At 59.6% G+C, this 24403-nt stretch carries 20 protein-coding genes; 9 read left to right on the top strand and 11 right to left on the bottom strand.

Going from position 1 to position 24403, the window contains the following annotated elements:
- Nucleotides 1-288: 288 nt before the first annotated feature.
- Complete coding sequence (locus tag N4A58_RS15205; RefSeq protein WP_293711044.1) at nucleotides 289-1290, bottom strand: membrane dipeptidase; 1002 nt, start codon at nucleotides 1288-1290, stop codon at nucleotides 289-291.
- A complete protein-coding gene (locus N4A58_RS15210; RefSeq protein ID WP_293711046.1) occupies nucleotides 1290-2738 on the bottom strand; it encodes an aldehyde dehydrogenase family protein in 1449 nt (482 codons plus the stop codon). Before N4A58_RS15210 ends, N4A58_RS15205 begins: the two co-directional genes overlap by 1 nt.
- Nucleotides 2739-2853: 115 nt before the next feature.
- On the opposite strand from N4A58_RS15210, the gene N4A58_RS15215 reads away from it, so the two are divergent.
- Entirely contained in the window at nucleotides 2854-3753 is a 900-nt protein-coding gene (locus N4A58_RS15215) for a LysR family transcriptional regulator (protein ID WP_293711048.1), read from the top strand.
- A 7-nt stretch (nucleotides 3754-3760) separates the two neighbouring features.
- On the opposite strand, the gene N4A58_RS15220 is transcribed toward N4A58_RS15215, so the two are convergent.
- Nucleotides 3761-4357, bottom strand: coding sequence for a rhodanese-like domain-containing protein (locus N4A58_RS15220; protein WP_293711050.1), 597 nt, complete (start codon nucleotides 4355-4357; stop codon nucleotides 3761-3763).
- A 238-nt stretch (nucleotides 4358-4595) separates the two neighbouring features.
- Here N4A58_RS15220 and N4A58_RS15225 point away from each other — a divergent pair, with 238 nt between their 5' ends.
- On the top strand, nucleotides 4596-6155 hold the full coding sequence (locus tag N4A58_RS15225; RefSeq protein WP_293711052.1) for a methyl-accepting chemotaxis protein: 1560 nt from the start codon (nucleotides 4596-4598) through the stop codon (nucleotides 6153-6155).
- Nucleotides 6156-6223: 68 nt separating this feature from the next.
- Here the strand turns inward: N4A58_RS15225 and N4A58_RS15230 are convergent, their stop codons facing one another.
- The 5 genes from N4A58_RS15230 to N4A58_RS15250 are packed head-to-tail and all read right to left on the bottom strand — an operon-like array spanning nucleotide 6224 to nucleotide 10751.
- Nucleotides 6224-6976, bottom strand: coding sequence for an SDR family NAD(P)-dependent oxidoreductase (locus tag N4A58_RS15230; protein ID WP_092464765.1), 753 nt, complete (start codon nucleotides 6974-6976; stop codon nucleotides 6224-6226).
- Between the two features lie 9 nt (nucleotides 6977-6985).
- Nucleotides 6986-7783: an SDR family NAD(P)-dependent oxidoreductase gene (locus N4A58_RS15235; protein WP_293711054.1), complete on the bottom strand. Its 798-nt coding sequence runs from the start codon at nucleotides 7781-7783 to the stop codon at nucleotides 6986-6988.
- On the bottom strand, nucleotides 7780-9147 hold the full coding sequence (locus tag N4A58_RS15240; RefSeq protein ID WP_293711056.1) for a TRAP transporter large permease subunit: 1368 nt from the start codon (nucleotides 9145-9147) through the stop codon (nucleotides 7780-7782). Before N4A58_RS15240 ends, N4A58_RS15235 begins: the two co-directional genes overlap by 4 nt.
- The gene (locus N4A58_RS15245; protein WP_293711058.1) at nucleotides 9144-9671 is read right to left on the bottom strand and encodes a TRAP transporter small permease subunit; all 528 of its coding nucleotides are present in this window, start codon (nucleotides 9669-9671) and stop codon (nucleotides 9144-9146) included. Before N4A58_RS15245 ends, N4A58_RS15240 begins: the two co-directional genes overlap by 4 nt.
- Nucleotides 9672-9728: 57 nt before the next feature.
- Nucleotides 9729-10751, bottom strand: a complete 1023-nt coding sequence (locus N4A58_RS15250) for a TRAP transporter substrate-binding protein (RefSeq protein WP_293711060.1) — start codon at nucleotides 10749-10751, stop codon at nucleotides 9729-9731.
- Between the two features lie 210 nt (nucleotides 10752-10961).
- Here N4A58_RS15250 and N4A58_RS15255 point away from each other — a divergent pair, with 210 nt between their 5' ends.
- Genes N4A58_RS15255 through N4A58_RS15270 form a run of 4 tightly spaced genes read left to right on the top strand, consistent with a single transcriptional unit; the run spans nucleotide 10962 to nucleotide 15394 of the window.
- Nucleotides 10962-11756, top strand: a complete 795-nt coding sequence (locus tag N4A58_RS15255) for an IclR family transcriptional regulator (RefSeq protein ID WP_293711062.1) — start codon at nucleotides 10962-10964, stop codon at nucleotides 11754-11756.
- A 25-nt stretch (nucleotides 11757-11781) separates the two neighbouring features.
- Nucleotides 11782-12951 (top strand): acetyl-CoA acetyltransferase, encoded by a 1170-nt coding sequence (locus N4A58_RS15260; protein WP_293711064.1) that lies wholly within the window; start codon nucleotides 11782-11784, stop codon nucleotides 12949-12951.
- Nucleotides 12948-14564 (top strand): acyl-CoA synthetase, encoded by a 1617-nt coding sequence (locus tag N4A58_RS15265; protein ID WP_293711066.1) that lies wholly within the window; start codon nucleotides 12948-12950, stop codon nucleotides 14562-14564. Before N4A58_RS15260 ends, N4A58_RS15265 begins: the two co-directional genes overlap by 4 nt.
- On the top strand, nucleotides 14561-15394 hold the full coding sequence (locus tag N4A58_RS15270) for a hypothetical protein (RefSeq protein WP_293711068.1): 834 nt from the start codon (nucleotides 14561-14563) through the stop codon (nucleotides 15392-15394). The genes N4A58_RS15265 and N4A58_RS15270 overlap by 4 nt, the downstream gene beginning before the upstream one ends.
- 21 nt (nucleotides 15395-15415) lie before the next feature.
- On the opposite strand, the gene kduD is transcribed toward N4A58_RS15270, so the two are convergent.
- The 3 genes from kduD to N4A58_RS15285 all read right to left on the bottom strand — a co-directional run bounded on the left by kduD (nucleotide 15416) and on the right by N4A58_RS15285 (nucleotide 18893).
- Complete coding sequence (gene kduD, locus N4A58_RS15275; RefSeq protein ID WP_293711070.1) at nucleotides 15416-16144, bottom strand: 2-dehydro-3-deoxy-D-gluconate 5-dehydrogenase KduD; 729 nt, start codon at nucleotides 16142-16144, stop codon at nucleotides 15416-15418.
- A 197-nt stretch (nucleotides 16145-16341) separates the two neighbouring features.
- Nucleotides 16342-17355 (bottom strand): TRAP transporter substrate-binding protein, encoded by a 1014-nt coding sequence (locus N4A58_RS15280; RefSeq protein ID WP_293711072.1) that lies wholly within the window; start codon nucleotides 17353-17355, stop codon nucleotides 16342-16344.
- Nucleotides 17356-17519: 164 nt separating this feature from the next.
- Entirely contained in the window at nucleotides 17520-18893 is a 1374-nt protein-coding gene (locus N4A58_RS15285) for a Gfo/Idh/MocA family oxidoreductase (RefSeq protein ID WP_293711074.1), read from the bottom strand.
- Between the two features lie 261 nt (nucleotides 18894-19154).
- Between N4A58_RS15285 and N4A58_RS15290 the strand changes: the two genes are divergently transcribed.
- From N4A58_RS15290 to N4A58_RS15300, 3 genes are all read left to right on the top strand, one after another.
- Entirely contained in the window at nucleotides 19155-20051 is an 897-nt protein-coding gene (locus tag N4A58_RS15290) for a LysR substrate-binding domain-containing protein (protein ID WP_293711076.1), read from the top strand.
- 204 nt (nucleotides 20052-20255) lie between these two features.
- Nucleotides 20256-21875: a calcium-binding protein gene (locus tag N4A58_RS15295; protein WP_293711077.1), complete on the top strand. Its 1620-nt coding sequence runs from the start codon at nucleotides 20256-20258 to the stop codon at nucleotides 21873-21875.
- Between the two features lie 349 nt (nucleotides 21876-22224).
- A partial coding sequence (locus tag N4A58_RS15300; protein ID WP_293711078.1) for a hypothetical protein occupies nucleotides 22225-24403 on the top strand: 2179 nt, incomplete at its 3' end.

Genomic DNA, 24403 nt, shown 5'->3' on the forward strand with positions numbered 1-24403 from the left:
ACGGACCTTATCTTCAGACGGCGAATAATAGGTTCGGGCGCGGCACCACGCACGAACCGGTCTTAGTCAACTGCCCTTGGCGAAGGTGATCCGAAGCGCGCCCCAAAGCGAGGACAGAAGCAACAGAGACGCGGACGCTACGGTAACAATAAAGAGCCCTGACAAATGAGAGGCCGCCAAATCCGTCCGCAGTCGGAAACGGGAAAACCACCCGAATCTGCAGCTTCTGCTGGTTTTCACTAGTGCCTGACATTGTGCTCTCCCGTTCACTGCACGCTCTGGGTGCCATTAACTGCCATTTCCAAACTCTTCTTGCTTTGTTGAAGGCGCGAAACTCTCAGAAAAGAAGCGGTACCAATTACCACCCATAATGCCGGCGACCTCCGTCTCGTTCAGGCCTGTCGCGCGCAAACCACCCTCAATATTTCCGAAGTCACGGTTGTCTTGAAACCAAGATGGCATAGAGGGGAAACCGGGGTTGGATTTAGACCCTTCGCCGTAGTCGATCTGCTTGGTCCAGCGGCCCACACGCATCCATTCGACAACGCTGTCGGGCTGGTCCTGACAGAGATCCGTGCCGATCCCCAGATGCTCTGGGCCGTAACGTTCGGCGGCGCGGGCGATCATCTCGCAGAAGTCCTCCAGCGTGCAGCCTGACTTGCCCTTTAGATGGTAAGGGTAGACCGAAAAGCCGAACATCCCGCCGTTTTCTGTGACCGCCCGAATGACCGCATCCCGCTTGTTCCGCAGGGCGGGTGCCCAGTCATGCGGGTTTGCGTGGGTGATCGCGATAGGGCGCTCGGACCATTCCGCCGCCTCGATCGTCGAGCGGTCGGCCGAATGGCTCATGTCCACCACCAGACCCACGCGGTTCATTTCACGCACCACCTGCTTGCCCATGCGGGTTAGGCCAGCATCTTCGGCCTCGTAACAGCCGGTCGCCAGCAGGGACTGGTTGTTGTAGGTCAGCTGCATGAACCGCGCGCCAAGGGAATGGACGATCTCGACCAGACCGATATCGTCCTCGATTGGGCTTGGGTTCTGGAAACCGAAGAAGACAGCCGTCCTTCCCGTGGCTCGGGCCGTGTCGATGTCGTCAACCCCCAGCCCCTTCATGATCAGGTCTGGATATTGTTCGAACCACCGGTTCCACTGTTCGAAGTTCAGTACCGTTTCGCGAAAATTCTCGTGATACGCGATGGTGACATGAACCGCGTCCACGCCTCCTTCACGCAGCTGACGAAAAATCTTTTCCGACCAATTCGCGTATTGCAGACCGTCAATGCGCATCAGATTGGACCTGCGCTGATATAAGCGGTTTTCACCGTAGTGTAGAATTCGGCTGCGGTTTTGCCCTGCTCGCGCGGACCATACGAGCTGTCACCTCGCCCGCCAAACGGCACGTGGTAATCGGTGCCCGCTGTCGGCAAGTTCACGGTAACCACCCCTGTCCGCGCGTTACGACGGAAATGCGTTGCCCGTGCCAAAGAGGTCGTAACAATCCCTGACGTGAGTCCAAAATGAGTGTCATTCACGACCGCCAGCGCCTCTTCATAACTGCCAACCTTGATAACCGAGGTGAGGGGCGCAAACATTTCTTCGCGGTTAATCCGCATCGCGTTGGTGGTGTTCAGAAACACACCGGGCGACATGTAAAAGCCGTCGGTTGGCATTTGCAGACGCTCACCGCCGCATGCGAGTTCGGCACCTTCAGTCTGGCCCAGCGTCACATATTCTAGGTTTTCGGCCAACTGCTGCGCGCTGACCACGGGCCCTATTTGGGTCCCTTGCTCTAGCGCATGACCGACCTTCATCGCCTTGGTGGCAGCCACCAGTTTCTCGACAAAGGCGTCGTGGATCGCCTCGTGCACCACCAAGCGCGAGGACGCGGTGCACTTCTGCCCTGTCCCACCAAAAGCGCCGCCCAGTGCCAAGGTCACCGCCACGTCCAGATCCGCGTCGTCCATCACTGCCAGCGCATTCTTGGAGCCCATCTCCATCTGCACTTTGGTCAGGTTCTGGATCGCCGCCGCAGCGATACATTTGCCCACGGGAACTGAACCAGTAAAGGATATTGCATCCACCTGAGGGCTCTCAACCAAACGCTGGCCAATGGTGCTCCCTGCGCCCATCACAAGACTAAAAAGACCTTTGGGAATGTCCTGACGATTGATGATTTCGGTCAGCGCGACTGCGGATGCGGGTGTCAGGTTCGCAGGTTTCCAGATAACCGCGTTGCCATAGCAGAGCGCAGGTGCAATTTTCCAAGACGCGGTCGCGGTGGGGAAATTCCAAGGGCTGATGATCGCGACTGTCCCGACGGGCTCGCGGCGTACGTCAATTTCCACCCCTGCGCGGACGGAATCCGCGTTCTCGCCCAACTGGCGCAGGCATTCCGCCGCGTAGTAGGTAAAAAATTGACCCGCGCGATAGACCTCGCCCCTGCCCTCGGCGAACGGCTTGCCTTCTTCGCGCGACAGAAGAATGCCCAACTCTTCGGCGCGGGCCATAAGCTCTGTACCGATGGCCATGAGTACCGCCTGCTTCCGCTCCATGCCATAAGCAGCCCATTCTGCTTGAGCCACACGGGCCTGCGCCAAAGTCGCGTCAAGCTGATCCGCGCTCGCCTGCGCATAGAGACCAATCAGATCCGTTGTGTCAGAAGGGTTCCGGTTCTCGATTTCGCTTTCACCAGTCTGCCATGCGCCAGCAATCAGGTTTCTGTGGTTCTCGGTCATGACGGATTGCCTTGTGCAGTTGGGAAGCCCCTCTCGTATGGACTCGCCACGCACCTTCAGCCAAACTTAAACTTCTGAAGTACATTTCAGTTTTGTTGAAGTTGGGTTGGCTCGGATGCTGAAGATGGAAATGCTGCGGGGCTTTGCCACTGTGGCCCGCACTGGAAACCTAAGCGATGCGGCAGATGCACTCGGGCGCACACCCTCGGCGGTGTCCATGATGCTTAAGCAGTTCGAGACCCATTTGGGCGAGCCCTTGTTCGAAACCGACCGAAAAAACAGGCTGACCGCTTTGGGCACCTTTGTGCTGGAGCAAGCAGAGCGGGAACTTCAGCAGTTCGACAACACCGTCCGCGCAATCGAAGGGTACGCACGCGCCGCTCATGGCCGCGTCCGGATCGCAACGGTGCCTTCTGTCGCCAGTACGATCATTCCACGTGTTTTGTCCCGCCACATGCCAGATTTTGAACAAGTGGATCTCGAGATGCGCGATATGGACTCCAGTTCCATACGGCACGAATTGGACCGCAACCGGATTGACATCGGGATCGGCACGATCGGAGAGCATGTCGCCGGACTGGACAGTACTCTGCTGATGACAGACGCTTTTGGCGTGATCTGCGCACAGGCCCACCCGCTGGCCGCGGAGCGTGGCCCCGTCACGTGGGAGGCGCTAGAGGGGCATCGCCTGATCGCGAACAGCCTGTCCGCCAACATCGCGGCAGAGCCCGCGCGTGCCCTACACAGAGGCTCTCTTCTAACAGCGCAGAACGTCGCCTCGATCCTTGGTATGGTGCAGGCAAACATCGGTCTGACCATTTTGCCAGAGATGACAACATGGGCTGCAGCGCAGAGTGGTTTGGTCTTTCGCCCTTTGGCGGATAAGGCCGCTCGGCGCGAATTGCACTTGGTTAAAAAGCACGACGCTACGCTATCGCCAGCAGCCCGCCTGTTTGAGACACGTATTCTCGAGACGTTAGCGGATTGGAACAGAGGCGACGCCGTTCGCCCCTAAACGGGACTTACTGACCCTCGACCACAGTCAGTCCGAACAGCTGCCACATCTGCATGCCGCCGCGATAATAGTAGATCCGCTCTGCGGGGAAGCCCGCCTCGATCATCCGGCGCGCTGCGGTTGGCGACTGCCCACACCACGGGCCGTTGCAGAATAGGGCCACATCCTTCAGCCCAGCCACATCGCAATCAAAGCCATCAAAATCCACTTCGCAACCCAACACGTCCAAACGATCTGCCGCTTCGGTGTAGGGCACAGAGATCGCACCCGGGATCGTCCCCTTCAGGTATTCAGGGCGCACACGACCGTCGGCAACGACCGTATTCGGATCTTGCAGCATCTCAAGCAACTCAAGTTCACCAATCGCCGTAACTCCCTCGGCAGGCACCATGGGCTGGATGCAGAAATTCGGACAGGGCCGAGATGTCAGGTCCCAGTCGCCTTCGAGCCGGTGATCGTTGTCCTGAATGCGAGAGATGTCGACCGTCGCCCCACCTTCGAGCGGAACGGTGACCGACATCACATCGCGGGTGATATGGACCGGCTCTGCGGCCAGCGGCAACGCAGCCAGACAAATAGCGGCCGTCGTGAGATAGCGGATCATGTCTCCTCCTCTTGATCCCAACCTTCTTTGGCCGATCATATCACGTTTAATGAATAAGTCTGCGGAAATGTCCGCTTCCAGAAGAACCCGCAACGGCGTCTGCCGACGGACCGAGCTGCGGGACAGGAGGATAAAAGTACATGTCCAAAAGTCCTTTTCGCCTCGTCTAATAGACGGCCTCAGAAACGTTCAAGAGGATGCTAGGGATAGAGTCTCTTTGAAAAAGCAGGATCCCCCCATGCTGAAGACGATCAAATCCCGCCTTCTTTTTGTATTTGCGCTTCAGCTTCTGGTGATTGGCGCGCTCGGTCTCGGTGCCGCCTACCAGATGCGCGAAATGGAGCGTCGCAGCGCAGAGATTGTTGAGAACCACTTTGCGACCATCCTTCTGTTCGAAACGCTCGCCAAGAACCAAGCCTCAATACAGAGCCTCGTGCGTGACTACATGCTGCTAGAGGACAAGTCGCGCAAATCGGCAATCCGCAAGGAGTTGAAAGCGCTGCGCAAAGAGCAAGAGACGCTCATCGACACCCGCCGCGAAACGGCTGGCCCGGAGCTGCTGGCCAATCTGGATCAGTACGACGAATTGCGCACCGATCTGGAAAAGGTGAACAAGAAAGCCGCGATGGTACTGCGCTTTGGAAGCCCGTTCAAAGCGGCCGAGTTGCTGGACCAGCACAACGGCAAAATCCTGACTGATCTGCAGGACTTGCTCACGCGCGTGCTGGACGCCGAGACTGCCGATATGGACAGCGCCGTGGCAAGCTCGGCAGCTGAAGCACAACAGGCGCAAATCGCAGCCCTGGGTGTGATGGCTCTGGCCGCGCTGGTGACGCTGCTCTCCGGCGCTCGGATTTTTAGATCCCTGAACCTTGGCCTGACCAAAGCGCATAACCTGAGCGCCCGAGTGGCCGAAGGCGATTTGACCCGCACAGAGGACGTTCGCGGGAAGTCAGAACTGAGTTTCTTGCTCGTTAACCTGAACACGATGGTTACAAGCCTGCGGGATATCGTATCCGAAGTCACCACCGGCTCGGCCAACGTTGCAACCGGCGCGAACATGATGGCCAGCACAGCTGAAAACCTAAGCAACAACGCCGTCCAACAGAGCGCCGTCTCCCAGCGCGTGGCCTCTGCGGTCGAGCAGATGACCGCAAATATCGGACAGGCTGCCGAGAACGCTCAGAAGACTGAAACCGTCGCATCCAGTGCGGCCAGCAACGCCCGCGAGAGCGGCGCTGCCATGCGCGGTGCGATCGCCGCCATGCGTGATGTGGTCGAAAAGATCGCTATCATCCAAGAGATCGCCCGTCAGACCGACCTTTTGGCCCTGAACGCTGCGGTCGAGGCCGCCCGTGCCGGTGAACATGGTCGCGGCTTTGCCGTCGTCGCCTCTGAAGTTCGCAAGCTGGCAGAACGCAGCCAACAGGCCGCGACAGAGATCGGCGATATCTCTCAGGGGACTGTCATGGCTGCCGAAGGCGCAGATAAAATGATGATCGAACTGGTGTCCGAGATCGAAGAAACATCCTTGCTGGTTTCAGAAATCTCGCGTGCCAATTCAGAGCTGTCCATTGGTGCCAGCCAAGTGCGCGACACCATGATCGAACTCGACACCAGCATTCAGGCCAACGACACCGCTTCGGTGCAGATCTCATCGACCGCCGAGGAATTGGCCGCTCAGGTCGGCAGTCTGCGCGATATCATCCTGCGTTTCCGTGTCGCCTATGGGGATGAGCCCCATTCGCCAGATAACGTCGAGGCACCAGAAATCCTGGCCATTCCTGCGCCAGCCTAAGGGCAGACATGTTTGGTCAGCTAATTACTGGCGCAGCTGCATCGGCTGCGCCAATTTTTATTTGCAGATCAGGTCCGCAGCGCAGGAAGCCCAACACCTGTGCTGTCAAATCCACCGTCAGACGCCACGACCTGCCCCGTGACATAACTGGCGCGCTCAGAGCACAAGAAAACGATCACCTCTGCGATTTCGCGTTCGGATCCGTAACGATTTAGCGGGATCGCGTCATGGTAGGCGTCGATAATCTCTTGCGAGTGAACGGCCATTGCCAGCTTGGTGCGGACGGGACCAGGGCAGACGCAGTTCGCGCGAATGCCGTATTCCCCCAATTCCGCGGCCTGCTGTTTGGTCAGCTGGATCACAGCAGCCTTGGACGTGCCATAGGCGACACGCAACGTAGACGCCCGCAAGCCGGAGATCGACGCGATATTCAGCAGAGCGCCCTTGGTTTCCTTGAGCGACGGTATCGCGGCTTGGGACACAAGAAACACGCCATCAAGGTTCGTCTCCATCACGCGGCGCCAGCGTGCAAAGTCGGTCTCTTCGATCGGACCAAAGTCCGCAACGCCCGCATTGTTGACCACCGCGTCGATCCGGCCAAAGGCCCCTTTTACAGCGGCGATCATCTCGGTCACCTGCTCGGGGATCGACACGTCGTAGACAAAGGGCTTGGCCTGATCCAAACCATCAGCCGCAATCGCGAGTTCATCACCATCACGGTCGACCATCGCGACCTGCCAGCCTTCTTCGATAAAGAGTTTGGTCGTTGCCAATCCGATGCCACGGGCCGCGCCCGTAACAAGAGCAATCTTTTGCGTCATACGTTCATCCTATCCTGCTGATGTTCCCATCAAAGTTCCCATACCGCCATCGACCCGTAGATCGACCCCGGTGATAAATCCAGCCGCATCCGACACCAGGAAAAGCGCCGCCTCGGCAATGTCCCACGCCGTGCCCTGCCGTTTCAAAGGCACCTGCGCGGCCCGTGCGGCGCGTACTACCTTCATGTCCTGACCAGGCGCGATCATCGCGGCCACATGGGGCGTATCGATCATGCCTGGCACGACTGTATTCGCCCTGATACCGCGCGGCGCATATTCAATCGCGATGCTTCGGGAAAATCGTTGAAGCGCTGCTTTTGACGCCTCGTATCCGATGTAGCGATAGGGCCCGTTGTTCCTCCCTGCAAGGCTCGAAATATAGACGATCGCGCCCCCCTGCCCCATCAGCGGCACGCAGGCTTTGGTCGCGTGAAACGCCGCATCAAGATTGATCGCAAAGACCGTTTGCCAGTCGTCAAAGCTGGTGTCATCAAGCCCACCTTTGACACTGGTGCCGATATTGAAGTGCAAGACATCCAAACCACCCATGTTTCCTTGGGCGGTGTGGGCCATAGCATTGGCCGCGACCGGATCGGTGAGATCGGCCTCACACGTATACGCAACACCACCTTCGCCTGTGATCAACGCGGCCGTTTCGGCAGCAGCGGCCTCGCTTCGGTCAACGCAAAGGACCTGAGCGCCCTCGCGGGCGTAGAGCACCGCAGCAGCTTTGCCGTTGCCCCAACCCGCGCCGACAGAGCCTGCGCCGATCACGGCGACCCGTTTGCCCACCATCCGTCCGGTCATTGGAACACCTTGTTCGGCAGCCACATCGCGATGTCGGGGTAGGCGATGGTCAGCCCCAGCAGCACCAATTGCAGCAGCACAAAGGGAATGATCCCGCGATAGATGTCGCTGATCGTCAGGTGCTGAGACGCCGCCCCACGCAGGTAAAACAGCGCAAAGCCAAACGGCGGGGTCAGGAACGAGGTCTGCAGGTTCAGAGAGACCAGAATGGCAAACCAGTAGATCATCTGGCTTTGCTCGACATGCCCGCCAAGGTCCATCAACTGCACGACGGGTGCAAAGATCGGCAGCATAATCAGTGTGATCTCGATCCAGTCAAAGAAGAACCCCATGACAAAGATCATGCCCATCATTGCGAACAGCAGACCCCAGTCTCCAAAGGGCAGCGCACGGGCGGTGTCGACGATGAAATGCTCGCCGCCCACTTTGCGGAAGATGTAAGAGAACGCTGTCGCGCCGACAAAAATGAAAAAGAGCATCCCCAGCTGCTTGACCGACCCGTCCATGCTGTCGCGCAGAACGGACATATTCAGCCGGCCTCGGAGCAGACCAAGCAGGAGGGCGGCGAACACCCCAACGCCAGAGGCTTCGGTCGGGGTTGCGACCCCGCCAAGGATCGAGCCAAGAACCGCAATGATCATGATCAAGGGGGCGAAAACGGATTTGAGTGTCTCGAGCCACAGCCCTGGGCGCTCATGTGGCGCAGGTGGGGGCGCTTTGGGTGCCATATGCGGCTGAAGCCAACTACGTACAACAATATAAACCACGTACACCGCTGACAGCAGCAGGCCCGGCATCAAAGCAGCGACAAAGAGCCTGCCCAAAGAAATACTGAGCAGATCACCCATGAACACCAGCATCACCGAGGGCGGGATCAGAATGCCGAGCGTTCCGGCAGAGGCAACCGTGCCCGCCGCCAGCCCTTTGTCATAGCCGCGCTCCACCATGGTCGGGATCGCCAGCATGGCCAGCATCACAACCGACGCGCCAATAATCCCAGTTGCAGCCGCAAGGATAGTGCCCATCAGCACGACCGCCAGCGCCAGACCGCCCGGAATGACCCGCATGATCCGCTGGAGCGTGACCAGCAGATCCTCGGCGATGCGCGTTTTCTCCATGATAATGCCCATAAAGATGAACATTGGCGCAGCCACCAGCACCGCGTTTTCAATGGTGCCAGAGAAGATGCGGTTCGGCAGCAGCGTCGCCTGCGCCAGTCGCATGTCGCCCGTCAGCAGCGCCAGCAGCCCAAAGACCAGCGAAATCCCCATGAGCATGATCGCCACGGGCGCACCGGAAAACAACGCAATCACCAGCGATAGGAACATCAGCCCCGGCAGGGACGAAGACAACAGCTCGATCATACTAGCTCCTGCACCAGATCAGGGCGGCGCAAGGCCACAATGGCGCGCAGCAACACCGACAGTCCGCCACTGATGGTCAGCAGCGCGCCGATAGGGATGGCGGATTTGATGATCCATCGGTTAGGCAGGCCAACGCCGCCTGGACTGCCTTCGCCACGGGTAAAGCTGCGCATGGTGAAGTCGTAGCCGTACCAAACGAGCAGAACCATAAACGGGATCAGGAACAAGGCGATCGCAAGAATATCGATCCACAGGCGCGTTTTGCGGGTCATGCGCTGGGAAAACAGGTCAATCCGCACATGGGCGTTTTCGACATAGGCAAAGCCGAAACACAGCACCGCGATGGCGCCGTGGATGTGCCATTCCAGTTCTTGCAGTTTGAAAGAGCCGGTCGAGAAAAAGCGCCGTCCGATCACGTCATACAGAATGACGGCCATCAGCACCAAGAGCAGCCAGCCACACACCCGCGCGACGGCGCGGCACGGCGCGGCCAGACCGTCCGAAACAGCAAGCAATCGTTCCATTCCTGAAAACCTTTTGGGAAAATCAGGGCGGCAGCTAACTGCCACCCCTTGTACGCCTTACTTGATGTACGCGAGGTCGGCCCACTTCGCGAACCCATCACGGAAGTCAGACAGGCTCTGCCACGCACGGGCGAAATCGGGGTCAGCAGCGACCTGTTCTTCGACGACTTCATCCCATGCAGTCTGGAATGCACCCATCATCTCGTCATTCCAGCGATGCACCGTAACGCCCGCGGCTTCTAGGTTGGCCAACGGCTCCATCTGCTTGGCCTCACCTTGCGCCGAGGTGAAGCCCACATTCGCGGCACAAGCTGTTTCAATCGCAAAACGCTCCTGATCCTCAAGCCCGTCCCAGACATCCTGGTTCGCGATAAAGGTGATCAGCGAGGTCTGCTGGTGCCAACCTGGGAAATAGTAGTGGCTGGCGTATTCATTCATGCCCACGGCTTCGTCAATCAGCGGGAACGACACCTCGGCGGCGTCAATCGTGCCAAGCCGCAAGCCAGTCAGGGTATCCGCAACAGGCATGGATTGCGCCTCTGCCCCTAGCTTCTGCATGACCTGTGCACCAAGCCCGAACACGCGCATCTTCAGCCCTTTCAGGTCGTCGGGCGTATTGATCTCTTTGGCGAACCAACCGGACGCTTCGGGCACCAGAATGGCGCACAGCTCGGTGTGGATGTTATAGGGCTCGGTGATCTCGGCCCAGATTTCCTTGCCGCCGCCTTCGTACCACCACGCGGTGTACGCGCGGATATCAGGGCCAAAGGGCACAGAGGTAAAGATCGCCGCCGAAGGAATAATCCCTTGGGCAAAGCCGGGGCTGTACCACCCCGCGTCCACCGCGCCGGTCGAGATTGCGTCCCACATTTCATTGCCGCCAACAATGGCACCCGGTTCGTTGAACTCGATGCTCAGCTCGCCGCCTGTCAGCATCTCGACCTGTTTTGACAGGTTCACGCCGCTGTCCCCTAGCAGGGGCAACGACGACGGATAGACGCTCTGCATGACCAGCGTCTCTGCGCTGGCGGCGCTCGCCATCAGGGCCGCGACAACCGCGACCTTACCAAAAGTCTTCATGTTTTTCCTCCCTCACGATCCCATTTCAGCGGACCTCCCAATCCACTGCCCAGGCTGCACTATCCACATTATGGATGTTAGCGCTCATCTAAGATAAGGATGAATTCCGCCTTGTGTAAATGATAAATCGAAAATTCTTGCCTTGCGGCCAAGTATCGCTCAGCATGGCATAGGGAGACGATACTATATGTCCACAATATGGATACTAGAATGAAGACGGAACGGGTCGAATCGGGCGGCGCGCAGAGTGTGGATCGCGCGCTGTCGCTGCTGTCGCTCATTGCTCGCAATGGTGGCAACGAGGTTCCAATGACCACCCTGACCTCCAAATCGGGCCTAAGCCGTCCGACGGTGCGGCGGATGCTGCTGGCGTTGATGCGGTCGGGCTTGGTCGAACAGAACCCTGCCAGCCGGAACTACGCCTTGGGGCCAGAGAGCTACGTGGTCGGATTGATGGCGCAGCGCCGGTTTGATCTGCTGGAGCTGGCGATGGACAGCCTGCGGGATCTGGCGGCCGAAAGCGGCGATAGCAGCTTCTTGTCCATGAGGCGAGGGCTCTATTCCGTGTGCCTTCACCGCGAAGAGGGCAGCTATCCGATCCGCACCCAAGCCTTGCAAGTCGGCTACCGTCATCCGCTGGCCGTTGGCGCGGGCGCGATGGCTATGTTGGCCGCGCTGTCCGACGACGAACAAGCACAAGTGCGCGCGGAAATCGGGCCGATCTTGGCCAAGGATTACGAACGCTACACGCCCGAGGTGCTAGATCAGGGCATTGCCCACGCCCGCCAGAACGGATGGGCGCTGAATCCGGGTCTGTATCTCGCCAACTCGTGGGCCGTCGGCGTCGCGATCAAGGCGCCGACGGGGGACGTACTCGGTGCGCTGACCATCGCCGCCATCGACTCCCGCATGGGCGAAGACAGACAACAGACTTTGGCCGCGCTACTAAAACGCGAGGCCGACAAGATCGAAGCCAAACTGCGCCGCAGGCTTGGCTACACCTGACACCGGTTCGAGGGGAGGAAGAACCATGGATCATCCGCAAATCGTGGGATGGGCCCACAGCAAATTCGGTAAAGCGCCAGAGGAGAACCTGATCGACCTGATCGCGAGCGTCGTGCCCGATGCCCTGACCCACGCAGGGGTCGAGGCGGCGGACGTCGATGGCATCTATGTCGGCGCCTACAACAACGGCTTCTCGCCTCAGGCGTTCGAGGGGTCCTTGGTCGGGATGGCCGTTCCCGAGCTGGCCCACGTGCCCGCGATGCACCTGGAAAACGCCTGCGCCACGGGGTCGGCTGCGCTCTATGCGGCGATGGATTTCGTGGCCGCCGGACGGGGCAAGATCGCGCTGGTCGTCGGGGCGGAAAAGATGACCACCACGCCCACATCACAGGCCGGTGACATCATGCTGACCGCATCCTACCGCGCCGAAGAGGGCGAGTCCGAGAACGGCTTTGCCGGTGTTTTTGGCCAGATCGCCAGCAGCTATTTTCAGGCCAACGGGGACCACAGTCTGGAACTGGCGATGATCTCATCCAAGAACCACGCCCACGGGATGCTGAACCCTTATGCCCACATGCACAAAGAGTTCAGCGTCGACTTTTGTAACACCGTCAGCGACAAGAACCCGCTGGTCGCGGGGCCCCTGCGGCGCACGGATTGCTCGCTGATTTCGGACGGGGCGGCGGCGCTGGTCATCGCCCATCCCGATGTAGCCGCAGATCTGGAGCGGGCGATCGCCTTTCGCGCGCGCAATCAGGTGAATGACGTGCTGGCTCTGTCCCGTCGCGACCCCACGGAATTCGCAGGTGCACGGGGCGCATGGCAGAAGTCACTGGCCGAGGCGGGTGTGACCTTGGACGACCTAAGCCTCGTGGAAACCCACGACTGCTTCACCATTGCCGAACTGTTGGAATACGAGGCCATGGGTCTGGCCCCGCGAGGCCAAGGCGGTCGTGTCATCCGCGAGGGTATCACACGCCGCGACGGCAAGCTGCCGGTGAACCCCTCGGGCGGGCTGAAATCGCGGGGGCATCCGCTGGGGGCGACGGGCGTGTCCCAGCACGTGATGGCCGCCATGCAATTGGCGGGTGACGCGGGCACCATGCAAATTGACGGCGCGACCATGGCGGGCGTCTTCAACATGGGCGGCGCGGCGGTGGCGAACTACGTCTCGATCATGGAGCGCGTGAAATGAGCGCAACTTCGAACCGCGACCCCAAGCTGCCGTGGAGCACTCGCACCACAAACCTCGCGCATTTCCTGACCCGCAATGCCGCGCGTCTGGGGGATCGGCCCGCAATCATCTGGGATGACCTAACGATTACTTGGGGACAACTCGATGCCCGTGTCAGCGCGCTGTCCGCCGCAATGCAGGATCGGTTTGGCGTGCAACACGGCGACCGCATTCTGGTGCAATCCCCGAACAACAACCAGATCACTGAAATCATGCTGGCCTGCTGGCGGGTGGGCGCGGTCTGGGTGCCATCGAACTTTCGCCAACGCGCGGACGAGGTCGCCTATCTGGGCAAGAAGGCCGATGTGTCCCTCATGTTCTGCGAACAGGACTTTGCAGGCCACGCCACCGCCTGCACCGAGGCCGCCCCCAAGCTAGAGCATGTGGTCTGTATCGGCCGCGGCTTTGGCACCGAGTACGAAGCGCTGATCGCTGACTACATGGGGCAGGACGTGATGAACGCGGACGTGGATCGGGATGACCCGTGCTGGCTGTTCTTTACCTCTGGCTCCACGGGGCGCCCCAAGGCAGTGGTTCTAACCCACGGCCAACTGGGGTTCGTGACCTTGAACCACCTGAACGACCTGATGCCCTCAACCACGCCTGACGACGTGAGCCTTGTGGTCGCGCCCCTGTCCCACGGGGCAGGGATGCACCAACTGGTCCAGATCGCAGCCGGCGCGGCGAGTGTTTTGGTCCCTGCTGGCAAGTTCGACCCTGAGGCCGCGTGGGAACTGGTCCAGCGCTACAAGGTGACCAACATGTTCACCGTGCCGACCATCGTCAAAATGCTGACCGAGCATCCCGCCGTGGACGCCTATGACCACAGTTCCTTGCGCTACGTGATCTATGCGGGCGCGCCGATGTACCGAGAGGATCAGAAGCATGCTCTGCGCAAGCTGGGGCATGTGCTGGTGCAATACTTCGGCCTTGGCGAAGTAACAGGCGCGATCACCGTGCTGCCCCGCCATGACCACCACATTGAGGACGGCCCCGAGGCCCGCGTTGGCACCTGCGGCATCGAGCGCACAGGCCTGCATGTCTCGATCCAAGGGGATGACGGTCAGATCCTAGGCCCCCATGAAACCGGTGAAATCTGCGTCGCCGGTCCCGCCGTCTGCGCGGGGTACTACATGGACGACGGCGCGAACGAGAAAGCCTTTCGCGATGGGTGGTTCCGCACGGGCGATCTGGGGCACTTGGACGAACAGCGGTATCTCTACATCACAGGTCGGGCCTCGGACATGTACATCTCGGGCGGGTCGAACGTGTACCCGCGCGAGATCGAAGAGCTCCTGCTGACCCACCCCGCAGTGTCCGAAGTCGCGATCCTTGGCTGTCCGCACCGCACATGGGGCGAGGTAGGGCTGGCGATTTGCGTCTTGGAGGCCGGTCATGACGTCGACGAAGCAGAACTGAATGCCCTGCTCGCGGCCAAGCTGGCCAAATACAAGCTGCCGAGCCAGTACATCTACCTGCCCGAGATGCCGAAAACCGGCTACGGCAAGGTCACCAAGAAACTCGTCCGAGAGGAACTGGAGGCCCAAGGCCTCTGGCCCGGTGAGTTGTCATGACCAGCTGCGACGCGATCCGCCACCCTGGCCCCCCATCCCCCGAGCTCTATTCCGTCGCGCGGGGAACCGCGCGGCAGGTCACAGTCACCCTGCCCGCGGGCGCAGTGCTCATGCAGGCCGTATCCGACGCGATGGACGCGGCAGGCTGTGACAGCGGCGTGATGGTGGTAGACGGGCTAAAAATGGGTCCGTTCGATTTCGTCATGCCGGGGCCATCCAACGATGGGGTCCACGCGGCATGGTATAGTGCCACGCACAGCCGCACGTCGGGTCACATCCAAGCGGGAACCGCTATTGTCGGCCGAAAAGACGGCGCATGGTGGCTGCATTGTCACGCGATCTGGACGTCTGAGACCAGGACCGAGATTGGACACCTGTTGCCTGACGCGGTGACACTCTCTGACGATTGCGAGGTCACGCTAATCGCGTTCAAGGGCGGGGTCTTTGAGGTCTCGATGAACGCGGAAACCCTATTTCCGATTTTCCATCCGACCGGCGGCGAGACCAAAGGAAATGCGTTTATCGCCAAAGTCAGCCCCCACGCTGACATCCACGGGACGATCAGCGCAATTACCCAAGAGGCCGGTTTCGCACGCGCGACCATCTACGGGATCGGTAGCCTGATCGGGGCTGTGTTTGAGGATAGCCCGCCCATGGCCTCTCCGATCTCAGAGGTGCTGATTGACCCGCAAGCGCGCTGGAACCGGACCCTGTCTCTGCCCATGCGCTGCGTTGACCCTGCGGGAAACCAGTTCGGCGGCATGATCACACCCGGCCAGTCACCAGTTTGCGTGACGTTTGAGCTTCTGGTGATGGCAGACCCTGAGTGATGATAGGGCGGCGCGGTTTGGTCACCGCGCCAACCACCCACCATCCACGTTCAAAATAGCGCCGTGCACATAGTCCGAGGCTGGTGCCGCGAGATAAATTGCCGAGTCGGCAATATCTTGGGCATGCCCCCAGCGTCCTGCCGGAATCCTATCCAGAATGGCCTGGTTGCGGTCAGGATCGGCGCGGAGCGCTGCAGTGTTGTTTGTCTCAATATATCCCGGCGCAATCGCGTTCACGTTAATGCCCTTGGCAGCCCATTCGTTCGCCAGCAGCTTGGTCAATCCCGCGACGCTATGCTTTGACGCGGTATAGGAAGGGACGCGAATGCCTCCCTGAAAAGACAAAAGCGAGGCAATGTTTACAATCTTACCCGTCGCCTGACGGGCGATGACCGCGCGGCCAAAAGCCTGACAGGTGAAAAACAGAGCCTTGGCGTTCACGTCCATCACGTCGTCCCAATCCGCTTCGGTAAAATCGACGGCGTCGGCGCGGCGAATGATCCCGGCGTTATTGACCAAAACGTCGATAGGACGACTCGCGAAGACGTCCTTGGCAGCCATCGGATCGGTGAAATCCAGCAGCATCTCCTCGCCGCTGCCCATCGAGTCGACAGTATCGGCGCAGCTGCGGCGCCCCGCTGCGATCACATGCGCGCCCGCGCCTGATAGCGCCACCGCGATCGCGGCGCCGATCCCCGTATTTGCGCCCGTCACGAGCGCGGTTTTACCTGCTAGGGAAAAACGGTTCATCGCATACCTCTGTTCTGAAATAACCCTCAACCTCTGGCGCCACCGTGTCATCCACGCCCGTGAAAAGAAAGAGTGACAGACAAAAGCGCGCATCTGTAGAGATCACGAAAACGCCCCTCCCCGAGTGACACGAGGAGGGGCGCAGCGGTCCTAGTCAGTGGGAAACGAGCCGGACGATCGGGCCCGCGTCGAAACGATTACTCGCCGCCCAAGCCGATGCGGTTCAAAAACGCCTTGTGGCTGTCGACCAGCTTCTGGGTCTCTGGGGTTTTCTTTGCCCACTCATCCCACCGCCCGATGGCCGCCTCGCGGAAGGTCGCGCGATCTTCGGCAGACCAATCGTAGATCGTCACGCCTTGGTCAGGCAGGGTTGCCAGCGCCTCGCCGTTTTCGACTAGTGTCAAGGTCATCAATTTCAGAGCCATGGAGTCCATCGCGGTTCTGATGATCTCTTGCTGCTGTTCGGTCAGCCCCTCCCACACAGAGGTCGAGCATGCCAGATGGTCTGCGGACATCGAGTGGAAGCCCGGATAGGTGGTGTGCTTGGCGATGTCATAGATGCCGAGGCCCACGTTATTCGCCAGCGTCGAGGCATCCGCCCCGTCAATGATCCCTGTCTCCAACGCGGTAAAGATCTCAGTGAAGTCCATAACAATCGGTGTCGAGCCGAGCTCTGCGAAAATCTCGGACTCCATCCCGGGGGGCGAGCGGAATTTGAAGCCCTGCAAGTCTTCGATCCCGTTCAGAGGGCGTGTCGAGTTCAGCGACTCCTGCCCGCCAAGGTATCCGCCCACATAATACATGCCCTGAGGCTCGTAGAGTTCGTTGATCGCTTCGATCCCACCGCCGTTTTTCAGCCATGCGTGGTAATGCAGTGGCGTGTCATAGCCGCCCATCGTGTCCGCCACGAACTGAAACGCAGGGTTGAGACCGGTCTGATAACTGCCGTTGGTCATGTCGCAGTCCAGAATGCCGTTCGCCGCCGCCGAGAAAGCCTCGGCCGATGCCACAACAGCCGAACTGTAGAACATCTCGATATCGAGCGATCCGCCGGACATGGTTTCCACATCCTCGACAAAGCCCTGCACCATGCGGCCGGACGCGGACTCCGGCGCTTGATGCGTTTGAATGCGCAAGGTGACTGTGTCGGCCGACGCAGTTCCTGCGGCAAGCACCGTACTACACAGGATCAACTTTAGCGTTTTGGTCATAGGTCTTCCTCCCTTTGCGGCCTCCCCTCTCCATGAGAGGCCAGTTTTTGCGATTTCCGCAGCTCTCCTCAGCCACGGGCTCGCGAAATCGAATGGTGTGCGACGCAAGGCTGATCCCTCCAACCCTGCCGATCCCGAAGCATCGACAGGGCGGGAGAGAACTCCTATTCGGCGGCCAGAAGCTGTTTGCTGAACGCCTGCTCCATGGTGCGGCGGACGGTGACGGCCTGACTGTCTGAGGCCTCAACATCGTCCCAGCTGACCATCTGGCCTTCGGGCACCTCACGGGTCAGCTTCATTCCATGGGCCAAGCCGATGGGCAGCGCCTTGGCTGCCAGCGAGTCTTCGGCCCGCGCGATCCGTCCCCAGACGGTGTACCCACCTTCGCCGTCCAGCATGTCACCGGGTTTCAGGCCCTTTTTCGCGACGGCGACCACATCGGACACCAGTCCGTTGGTCCGCCCCGTGGGTTCCCCGCGCAAGGCTGCGCTGGCCACGCTGATCCCCAATTCCAGACCGATCAGGTGCGATGGGCGATAGAGCGTGGCATAACGACCAGACTTATCGGTGGTCACGCCGTATTCCTTGAAGCAGCGGCGCAAATAGTCGGCCCCTTTGCCCTCTTCGTCGCTGGCCTCTAGCGTCACATAAACACCCCAACGCAGATCGCCGATCACCTGACGCCCGTCACGCTCAAGGCTCGAGACCACCTCGACCATGCCCGCCTGTTCCAACATCCCGCCATGGGCGCGCGGCTTCAGCACTTCGGGCAGATCATGGACACCTGCGGGGGGAAACAACAGACCATCGCGCGGCGCAAGCAACCCCGCCGCGTTCGAAATCGCCGCCATCTCCAGCGCGGATTTGGTCCCGTCGAGGAAAGAGTTGAACATTTGGGGGTTCATCCCGCCCGCCTCGGCCTCTTCCGGCGTCAAACCATAGTGGCCCCACACCGTGTCGGGGGTCGATTGCGCGAATTCAGGCAGGTATTTGGTGCCCTTGCCTGCCGCGACGACCTTGAAACCACAGGCGCGCGCCCAATCAATCTGTTCGCAGACAAGCGCGGGCTGGTCGCCATAGGCCATTGAGTACACCAGTCCAGCCTTGTCAAATTCCTGCACCAAATAGGCACCGGCCAGCACGTCGGCTTCGACGTTGACCATAATCATGTGACAGCCATTTTCAGCCGCCAGCAGCGCATGGCGGATGCCTGCGGCGGGATTGCCTGTCGCGTCGATGATCACCTCCATACCCGGGGTCGCGATCAGTTCAGCGCTGTCTTCGGTCAGGCAAGTTTTGCCGCTGTTCATCGCATCTGAAAGCGTCGATGCGACCGCCGCGTCCGTGTCCCAACCGGTGTTGATCATGGCCTTTTTCGCGCGCTCGGCAGACAGGTCCGCAATCCCAACCAGATGCATGCCGGGGATATGGCGCACCTGGCTCAGGAACATCGACCCGAACTTGCCAGAGCCAATCAAACCGACGCGGATCGGATTGCCTTCCGCCTGACGGGCAGCCAACTTGGTGTATAGGTTCATTCTGCACTCCTCGGGAGGACAGGCGGTTCGCGGCACCAATCGGCCCCAGAGGCAGGCACACCCAGAGAGTGCGCAAACGCACCCCACGGCGGGTAACCTATTCAAATTCCTCTGGTAACCGGCGCAGCGTCGCGCAGGTGCCGCAGTCTGATCAAGGCCCTCCTCCAACCTTGGCCAGTCCGCTTTCCTCAACTCTAGGCAGACGTAAAACCTAAGAACAAACGACTTTTCAGGGCTGACTCATTAGATTATCTAATCTCAATGAGTATTCCCTTCCGCGCCATCACCGCCTTTCACGCAGCCGCCCGCACAGGCAGCATGCAGCAGGCCTCTGAAATCCTTGGGGTTACGCCGTCTGCGGTCAGCCAACAGATCCAGATTATCGAGACCCATATCGGTGTCCGGCTCTTCAGTCGCAAAGGACGCAAGTCCGTACTTACAGAAGCGGGTGAGCGGTACTACGAGATGATCCGCGACGAGGTGGACCGCATCACCGCCGCGACCGAGCGGATGCGGGGCCTGAACTCGTACACCGCGCTCAACGTCCGCATCGCGCCGACCTTTGCCACGAAATGGGTGATGCCGCGTTTGGATGAATTTCTAGAGCTGCATCCGGACATCGAATTGCGTCTAGACGCGACGAATGAGCCGCCCGATTTTGCCCGCGAAAATATTGATCTGGAGATACGCCACGGCGCAGGCCCGTGGCGCGGGCTGCACGTGGAATGTCTGGCGGTCGAGCCGATGGAAGTCCTGTGTTCGCCCGACTACGCGGCCGCAGGGTCGCTCAGGCCTGCCGATCTGGAGGGGCACCGCCTGATCCACTCAGTCAAGAATGTGGTGCAATGGTCCGACTGGTTCCAACATCAAGGGCACCCCATGCCGAGCCAACCTCGCCGCGTGCTGTTCGACCGCGCGCATATGTCGATTGATCTGGCTGCGAATGGACATGGGCTGGCGCTGGAGTCCTGCCTGACTGCCTCGGCCGAGATTGCCAGCGGCCACTTGGTGCGGGCTATCAGCGGTGCTAGCCTGATGACACAAAAATCCCTGTGGCTTGTGTGCCCGCAGTCCCATCTAAACCGCCGCAAGGTTCGGCGCTTTTGTGACTGGCTCAGATCTACTCTGACGGAGTTCGCCCCGATTAGCTCCTCTTGAATGAATTGATGCCTGCGGCAGACGAAACGCTTCTCTTCTGCACCCCAACGGAACATTTTCGTAAGCCCGCTATTTCGAGCGCCCTTCGACATTAAATGTAACCTTAAGTTGCAATTAGGTCCAAGACCCCTAGGCTGCGCCCATCGGATCACACCTTGGTTCGATGTCCGACCTATGTGAGCAATAGAAAGACCTTTCCCCTAAATGAAGATTGTAGCCGAAACCCCGACGTCTGACTTGTCGGGCGACTCACTATCCCCATTAACATCTGAAATTCTGTCATTTTTCGATGACCCATCCTATCTTGTGGGGCTGATATCCGAAGATGCACCAACGCTCGCCTACGTGCAGACCGATGCATCTTGGGACTTTGACTACGATACATTTGTTGCCGATTTGGATGCCGGAGACACGTACCAAGTACAACTCACTGTTGCAGACCCAACTCACTTCGAAAGTAACGTCCAATTCAACGTCCGCGGGCCCGAGGGCGAATACCTCGGGCTGATCTTTAACAGTTTCGGTGACATTTTCGACGAGAACAACGCCTTGCGCACTGCGTCCTTTACGGCACTCACAAGCGCGCCGCATTTCCTGTTCTCCGGCATCCGGGCAACGGGATCACCCGGCGCACACCCCTATCGGCTCGATCTGATCAAAGTCACCGATGTTACGCCGTGGTCACTCGAACTGCGCCAAGACGGAGCAAACGGTACGGCCACGCTCTCGACCGGCGATCAAACTGTCGTTGCTGGCAACACTATTCGCGTCTCCGTGACCTTCGCTAGTCAGAATATGCGCCTTGAGGATGTTTCGCTTGTTGGGTCAGGCAGCATCTCGAGCTCTCAGTACTCAACAACTTCGGGGATCACGGTTTCGGCGACGATCTCTCCGGCCTTTGACAGCGTTTTAGATGACCTGCTCGTGTTCAACTTCACCGGAAACAGCGCAGCTGGTCAGGTCGAGGTCGCCGATCTGTCGGTCAGCGTGAACTTCATCGACGCTCCGATCGAGACACTCGGCTCTTTGACCACGCCCGGTGATCTGATCTTGCAAGGGGATAGCAAGGACAACGTCATCTCGGGCGATATCGGGGACGATTTGATCGAAGGCCTGCGCGGTAACAATCTCCTCTCGGGTTTGAGCGGCGACGACACCCTGATGGGTGGCCAAGGGAACGATACCCTGCGCGGTGGAACTGGAAACGATCTGCTAAAAGGGCAAGCAGGCCATGACCGGCTGGTCGGCGAGGCAGGCAACGACACTCTGGTAGGGAATGGCGGCAACGACACACTACAGGGGGGCCGTGGTCATGACGTTCTGAACGGCGGCGGCGGGAATGACAGCCTTGTCGGAGGCGGTGGAAACGACACGCTTTCGGGTGGCGGTCGATCTGATGTCCTCGAGGGGGGCGGCGGACGTGACGTCTCGAATGGCAACGGGGGCAAAGACGAGCTGTTCGGAGATGGCGGCCGCGACATCCTGAACGGTGGGGGCGGCAGCGACACCTTGCATGGCGGATCAGGCAATGACCGTCTGTCGGGTGGCAAGGGTCGGGATTGGCTCGAAGGGGGCGCTGGAAAAGACCGCTTTGAGTTTAGCAAAGGGGACGGCATCGACACGATCTTGGATTTCGAAGACAACATCGACACCATCGTTCTCGACACTGACCTTTGGGCAGGAGACTTCCGCAAGGCCCAACTGCTGTCAGAGTTCGCCGTCATCGGCGTCGACAGTGTCACGCTGGACTTCGGCAAAGACAAGCTCGTGATCCAAGGGCTGACGGACAGCCAAGCTCTGTTAGACGACGTCGCGTTCTTCTGAATGGCGCGACCGCTCTTTCTACAACAGGGCGGTCGCACTTTTCTAATTTCCTCGCTCGCCAAAAGGCCCGTCGCACGGTTGCGGCACATTCTGGCATCTCAAATGCGACACGCCAAATACCTTTTGATGCAGTGTCTCATCTGCGGCTAGGCCCCAACGGGTTAACCAGATCGCACAGAGCTTCCGTTCTCAAGTTTTGCCAATTATGACCAGCTTAACTCACAGCAGTCTTTCGATAGAAACAGGCCCCATATTTCATAGGGGGCGTCTCCCTATGGGGGCCTGAAGCCAATGACTTACCTTAGGCTACATCATGGCAATCGCATATTTGCCAAAATGAGAACCGCCCATGAGTCATCGCATCAAACTGTTCGTCATTAGCACGCTGATTGCACTCGGCCTTGTGACCGCTGCGCGGGCAGAGGTTGTCACCGTCCCCTTTAACGAAGGTTTCGTAGGGCTGCGCGGATCCAATAATCAGGACGCCGACACAGTCGTCACTTTTGCTGACCTTGGCTTCGATGCGACCTTCTTTACGCAGGTCAGTGCAACCGGAGAATTTATCGGATCTGGCGCCCAAGGCAACGATGTGGCAGGTACGTTGCGCCTGCGCCGCGGTAATATCATTTACGATATCGCGGGCCGGATTGGCTGGCAACTTAAGGAACAAGGCAACCTGAAGCTCTTTGGCTTCTTGCCGAATTCTAACGTGGCAACCATCGCGCTGACGACACCCACCGGCACGACCCTTCCCGCTGGCATCATGATGGAGGACGTCGCCGATCTGGATCCGAACAGCTCTGTCTATACGACGACAGGCGGCGAAACGACCTACTACATTACTGGAGCATCAAACCTCGGCGTATCCAAGTTCGGGACATCTTTGTCGGACATCAAACCCCTGACCAGTGCCCCGCGCGGCATTGACACTGGCGATGATGTGGGTGGCTCAGCCGATGGCTCGGGCATCCTCGACGCGCTGAACGCCTATCTGTCGACAGCGTCCAGCCAGCGACCGCTTGGTCCGATAACGGTGAACTCCCAGACCACTGCGGACACGACCCCTGTAGTCACTGGCGCGGTGACCCTGCAATCCGGCGAATACTTGGTCATTCTGATCAACGGTCAAGTTTACATGACCTCAAACGGCGTGACGGGCCCTAGCGATGACGGCAACGCGGGCACCTGGAGCATCGAAATTCCCGCTGGCAACGAACTGACCGCAGGCAGCACTTACGATGTCTCGGCCATGATCTACAATGCGGCAGGATGGTTGCTCGAAGACAGCACCACCAATGAACTGATCATCACAAATGGCGTCACGCCAGTGCCAACCCTGCAGGTTCTAAAAAGCGTGAACGACGCTGCGCTGAGCGACGGCGCCGACGTGGGCGACACGTTGGTCTACACTATTGTCGCGTCCAACACCGGCAACGTCCCGCTCTACGACCTGAGTTGGTCTGACACCCTGACCAATGGCGCCGGCACAAATGTATCTTTGTCCTTGGGCACGCCCGTTAAATCCGGCAGTGGCAGCAGCACGACGGATGGCGCATTGCTCGAAGTTGGTGATAACCTAACATTCACCGTGTCCTATGACTTGACCCAAGCCGACATCGACAGTGGTTCAATCTCCAACCTTGCCAGCATCGACGCCCTTAGCACCGACGGCGTAGCAAACACGTCCTTCACGGTTGAAAGTGCCTCGACAGGAAATGCGACGGCGGGAACCGGGAACGGCTCCGCGACGATCCGCAATCTGACCCGCGCCCCTGCGATCACTGTGAGCAAATCCGTCGCCCACACCGATAGCGACAGCGACGGCGCAGTGAGCCTTGGGGATACGCTCACCTACACCGTCACCGCCGAGAATACCGGCAACGTCACGCTGCAGGGCCTGACGCTCACCGACGACTTTCAGCGCGCGGACAGCACGGCGCTGAGCGCGACCCTGTCGGCCATCGCCTATAGCGCGGGCAGCAGCGACAGCGCGTTCCTGCCCGGCGGGACGGCGTCGGCGACCTTTGCCCACATCATCGATCAGGATGATGTGGACGCGGGCGGGCTGTCCAACGCGGCCTCGGGATCTGCGTGGATCGACCTGAATGGGGACAGCCAGCGGGCCTCGGACAGCTCCGAGGACGCGACAGACACCACCGACAGTCGCCTGACAACCGCCATCGGCACCACTGGCGCGATTGCGCTGACCAAGACCGCAACCCTCAACGATGGCGGTGACGGGGTCGATGCGGGCGACACCATCACCTACAGCTTCACCGTCGAGAATACCGGCGCCGTCAGCCTCTCGAATATCGAAATATCTGACCCCATGGTGACCGTCCAAGGCACCTTGGCCAGCCTCGCCGTTGGCGCGTCCGACAGCAGCACGTTTTCCGCGACCTACACGATCACCCAAGCCGATATCGACGCCGGCGACGACAGCAACACCGCCACCGTCACTGCTGACAGCCCCTCGGGCACCGACGACGTCACGGACACCTCTAGCGCGACCGGCACCGGAGACAGCG

Source organism: Donghicola sp. (genome assembly GCF_025210255.1).
Classification (GTDB): Bacteria; Pseudomonadota; Alphaproteobacteria; order Rhodobacterales; family Rhodobacteraceae; genus Donghicola; species Donghicola eburneus.

What these genes read in the sequence shown, in the direction of transcription:
- N4A58_RS15225 (WP_293711052.1), top strand. Translation starts at nt 4,596, where the DNA reads ATGCTGAAGACGATCAAATCCCGCCTTCTTTTTGTATTTGCGCTTCAG.
- N4A58_RS15255 (WP_293711062.1), top strand. Translation starts at nt 10,962, where the DNA reads ATGAAGACGGAACGGGTCGAATCGGGCGGCGCGCAGAGTGTGGATCGC.
- N4A58_RS15230 (WP_092464765.1), bottom strand. Translation starts at nt 6,976, where the DNA reads ATGACGCAAAAGATTGCTCTTGTTACGGGCGCGGCCCGTGGCATCGGA.
- N4A58_RS15260 (WP_293711064.1), top strand. Translation starts at nt 11,782, where the DNA reads ATGGATCATCCGCAAATCGTGGGATGGGCCCACAGCAAATTCGGTAAA.
- N4A58_RS15235 (WP_293711054.1), bottom strand. Translation starts at nt 7,783, where the DNA reads ATGACCGGACGGATGGTGGGCAAACGGGTCGCCGTGATCGGCGCAGGC.
- N4A58_RS15220 (WP_293711050.1), bottom strand. Translation starts at nt 4,357, where the DNA reads ATGATCCGCTATCTCACGACGGCCGCTATTTGTCTGGCTGCGTTGCCG.
- N4A58_RS15245 (WP_293711058.1), bottom strand. Translation starts at nt 9,671, where the DNA reads ATGGAACGATTGCTTGCTGTTTCGGACGGTCTGGCCGCGCCGTGCCGC.
- N4A58_RS15285 (WP_293711074.1), bottom strand. Translation starts at nt 18,893, where the DNA reads ATGAACCTATACACCAAGTTGGCTGCCCGTCAGGCGGAAGGCAATCCG.
- kduD (WP_293711070.1), bottom strand. Translation starts at nt 16,144, where the DNA reads ATGAACCGTTTTTCCCTAGCAGGTAAAACCGCGCTCGTGACGGGCGCA.
- N4A58_RS15295 (WP_293711077.1), top strand. Translation starts at nt 20,256, where the DNA reads ATGAAGATTGTAGCCGAAACCCCGACGTCTGACTTGTCGGGCGACTCA.
- N4A58_RS15215 (WP_293711048.1), top strand. Translation starts at nt 2,854, where the DNA reads ATGCTGAAGATGGAAATGCTGCGGGGCTTTGCCACTGTGGCCCGCACT.
- N4A58_RS15210 (WP_293711046.1), bottom strand. Translation starts at nt 2,738, where the DNA reads ATGACCGAGAACCACAGAAACCTGATTGCTGGCGCATGGCAGACTGGT.
- N4A58_RS15265 (WP_293711066.1), top strand. Translation starts at nt 12,948, where the DNA reads ATGAGCGCAACTTCGAACCGCGACCCCAAGCTGCCGTGGAGCACTCGC.
- N4A58_RS15280 (WP_293711072.1), bottom strand. Translation starts at nt 17,355, where the DNA reads ATGACCAAAACGCTAAAGTTGATCCTGTGTAGTACGGTGCTTGCCGCA.
- N4A58_RS15250 (WP_293711060.1), bottom strand. Translation starts at nt 10,751, where the DNA reads ATGAAGACTTTTGGTAAGGTCGCGGTTGTCGCGGCCCTGATGGCGAGC.
- N4A58_RS15270 (WP_293711068.1), top strand. Translation starts at nt 14,561, where the DNA reads ATGACCAGCTGCGACGCGATCCGCCACCCTGGCCCCCCATCCCCCGAG.
- N4A58_RS15205 (WP_293711044.1), bottom strand. Translation starts at nt 1,290, where the DNA reads ATGCGCATTGACGGTCTGCAATACGCGAATTGGTCGGAAAAGATTTTT.
- N4A58_RS15290 (WP_293711076.1), top strand. Translation starts at nt 19,155, where the DNA reads ATGAGTATTCCCTTCCGCGCCATCACCGCCTTTCACGCAGCCGCCCGC.
- N4A58_RS15240 (WP_293711056.1), bottom strand. Translation starts at nt 9,147, where the DNA reads ATGATCGAGCTGTTGTCTTCGTCCCTGCCGGGGCTGATGTTCCTATCG.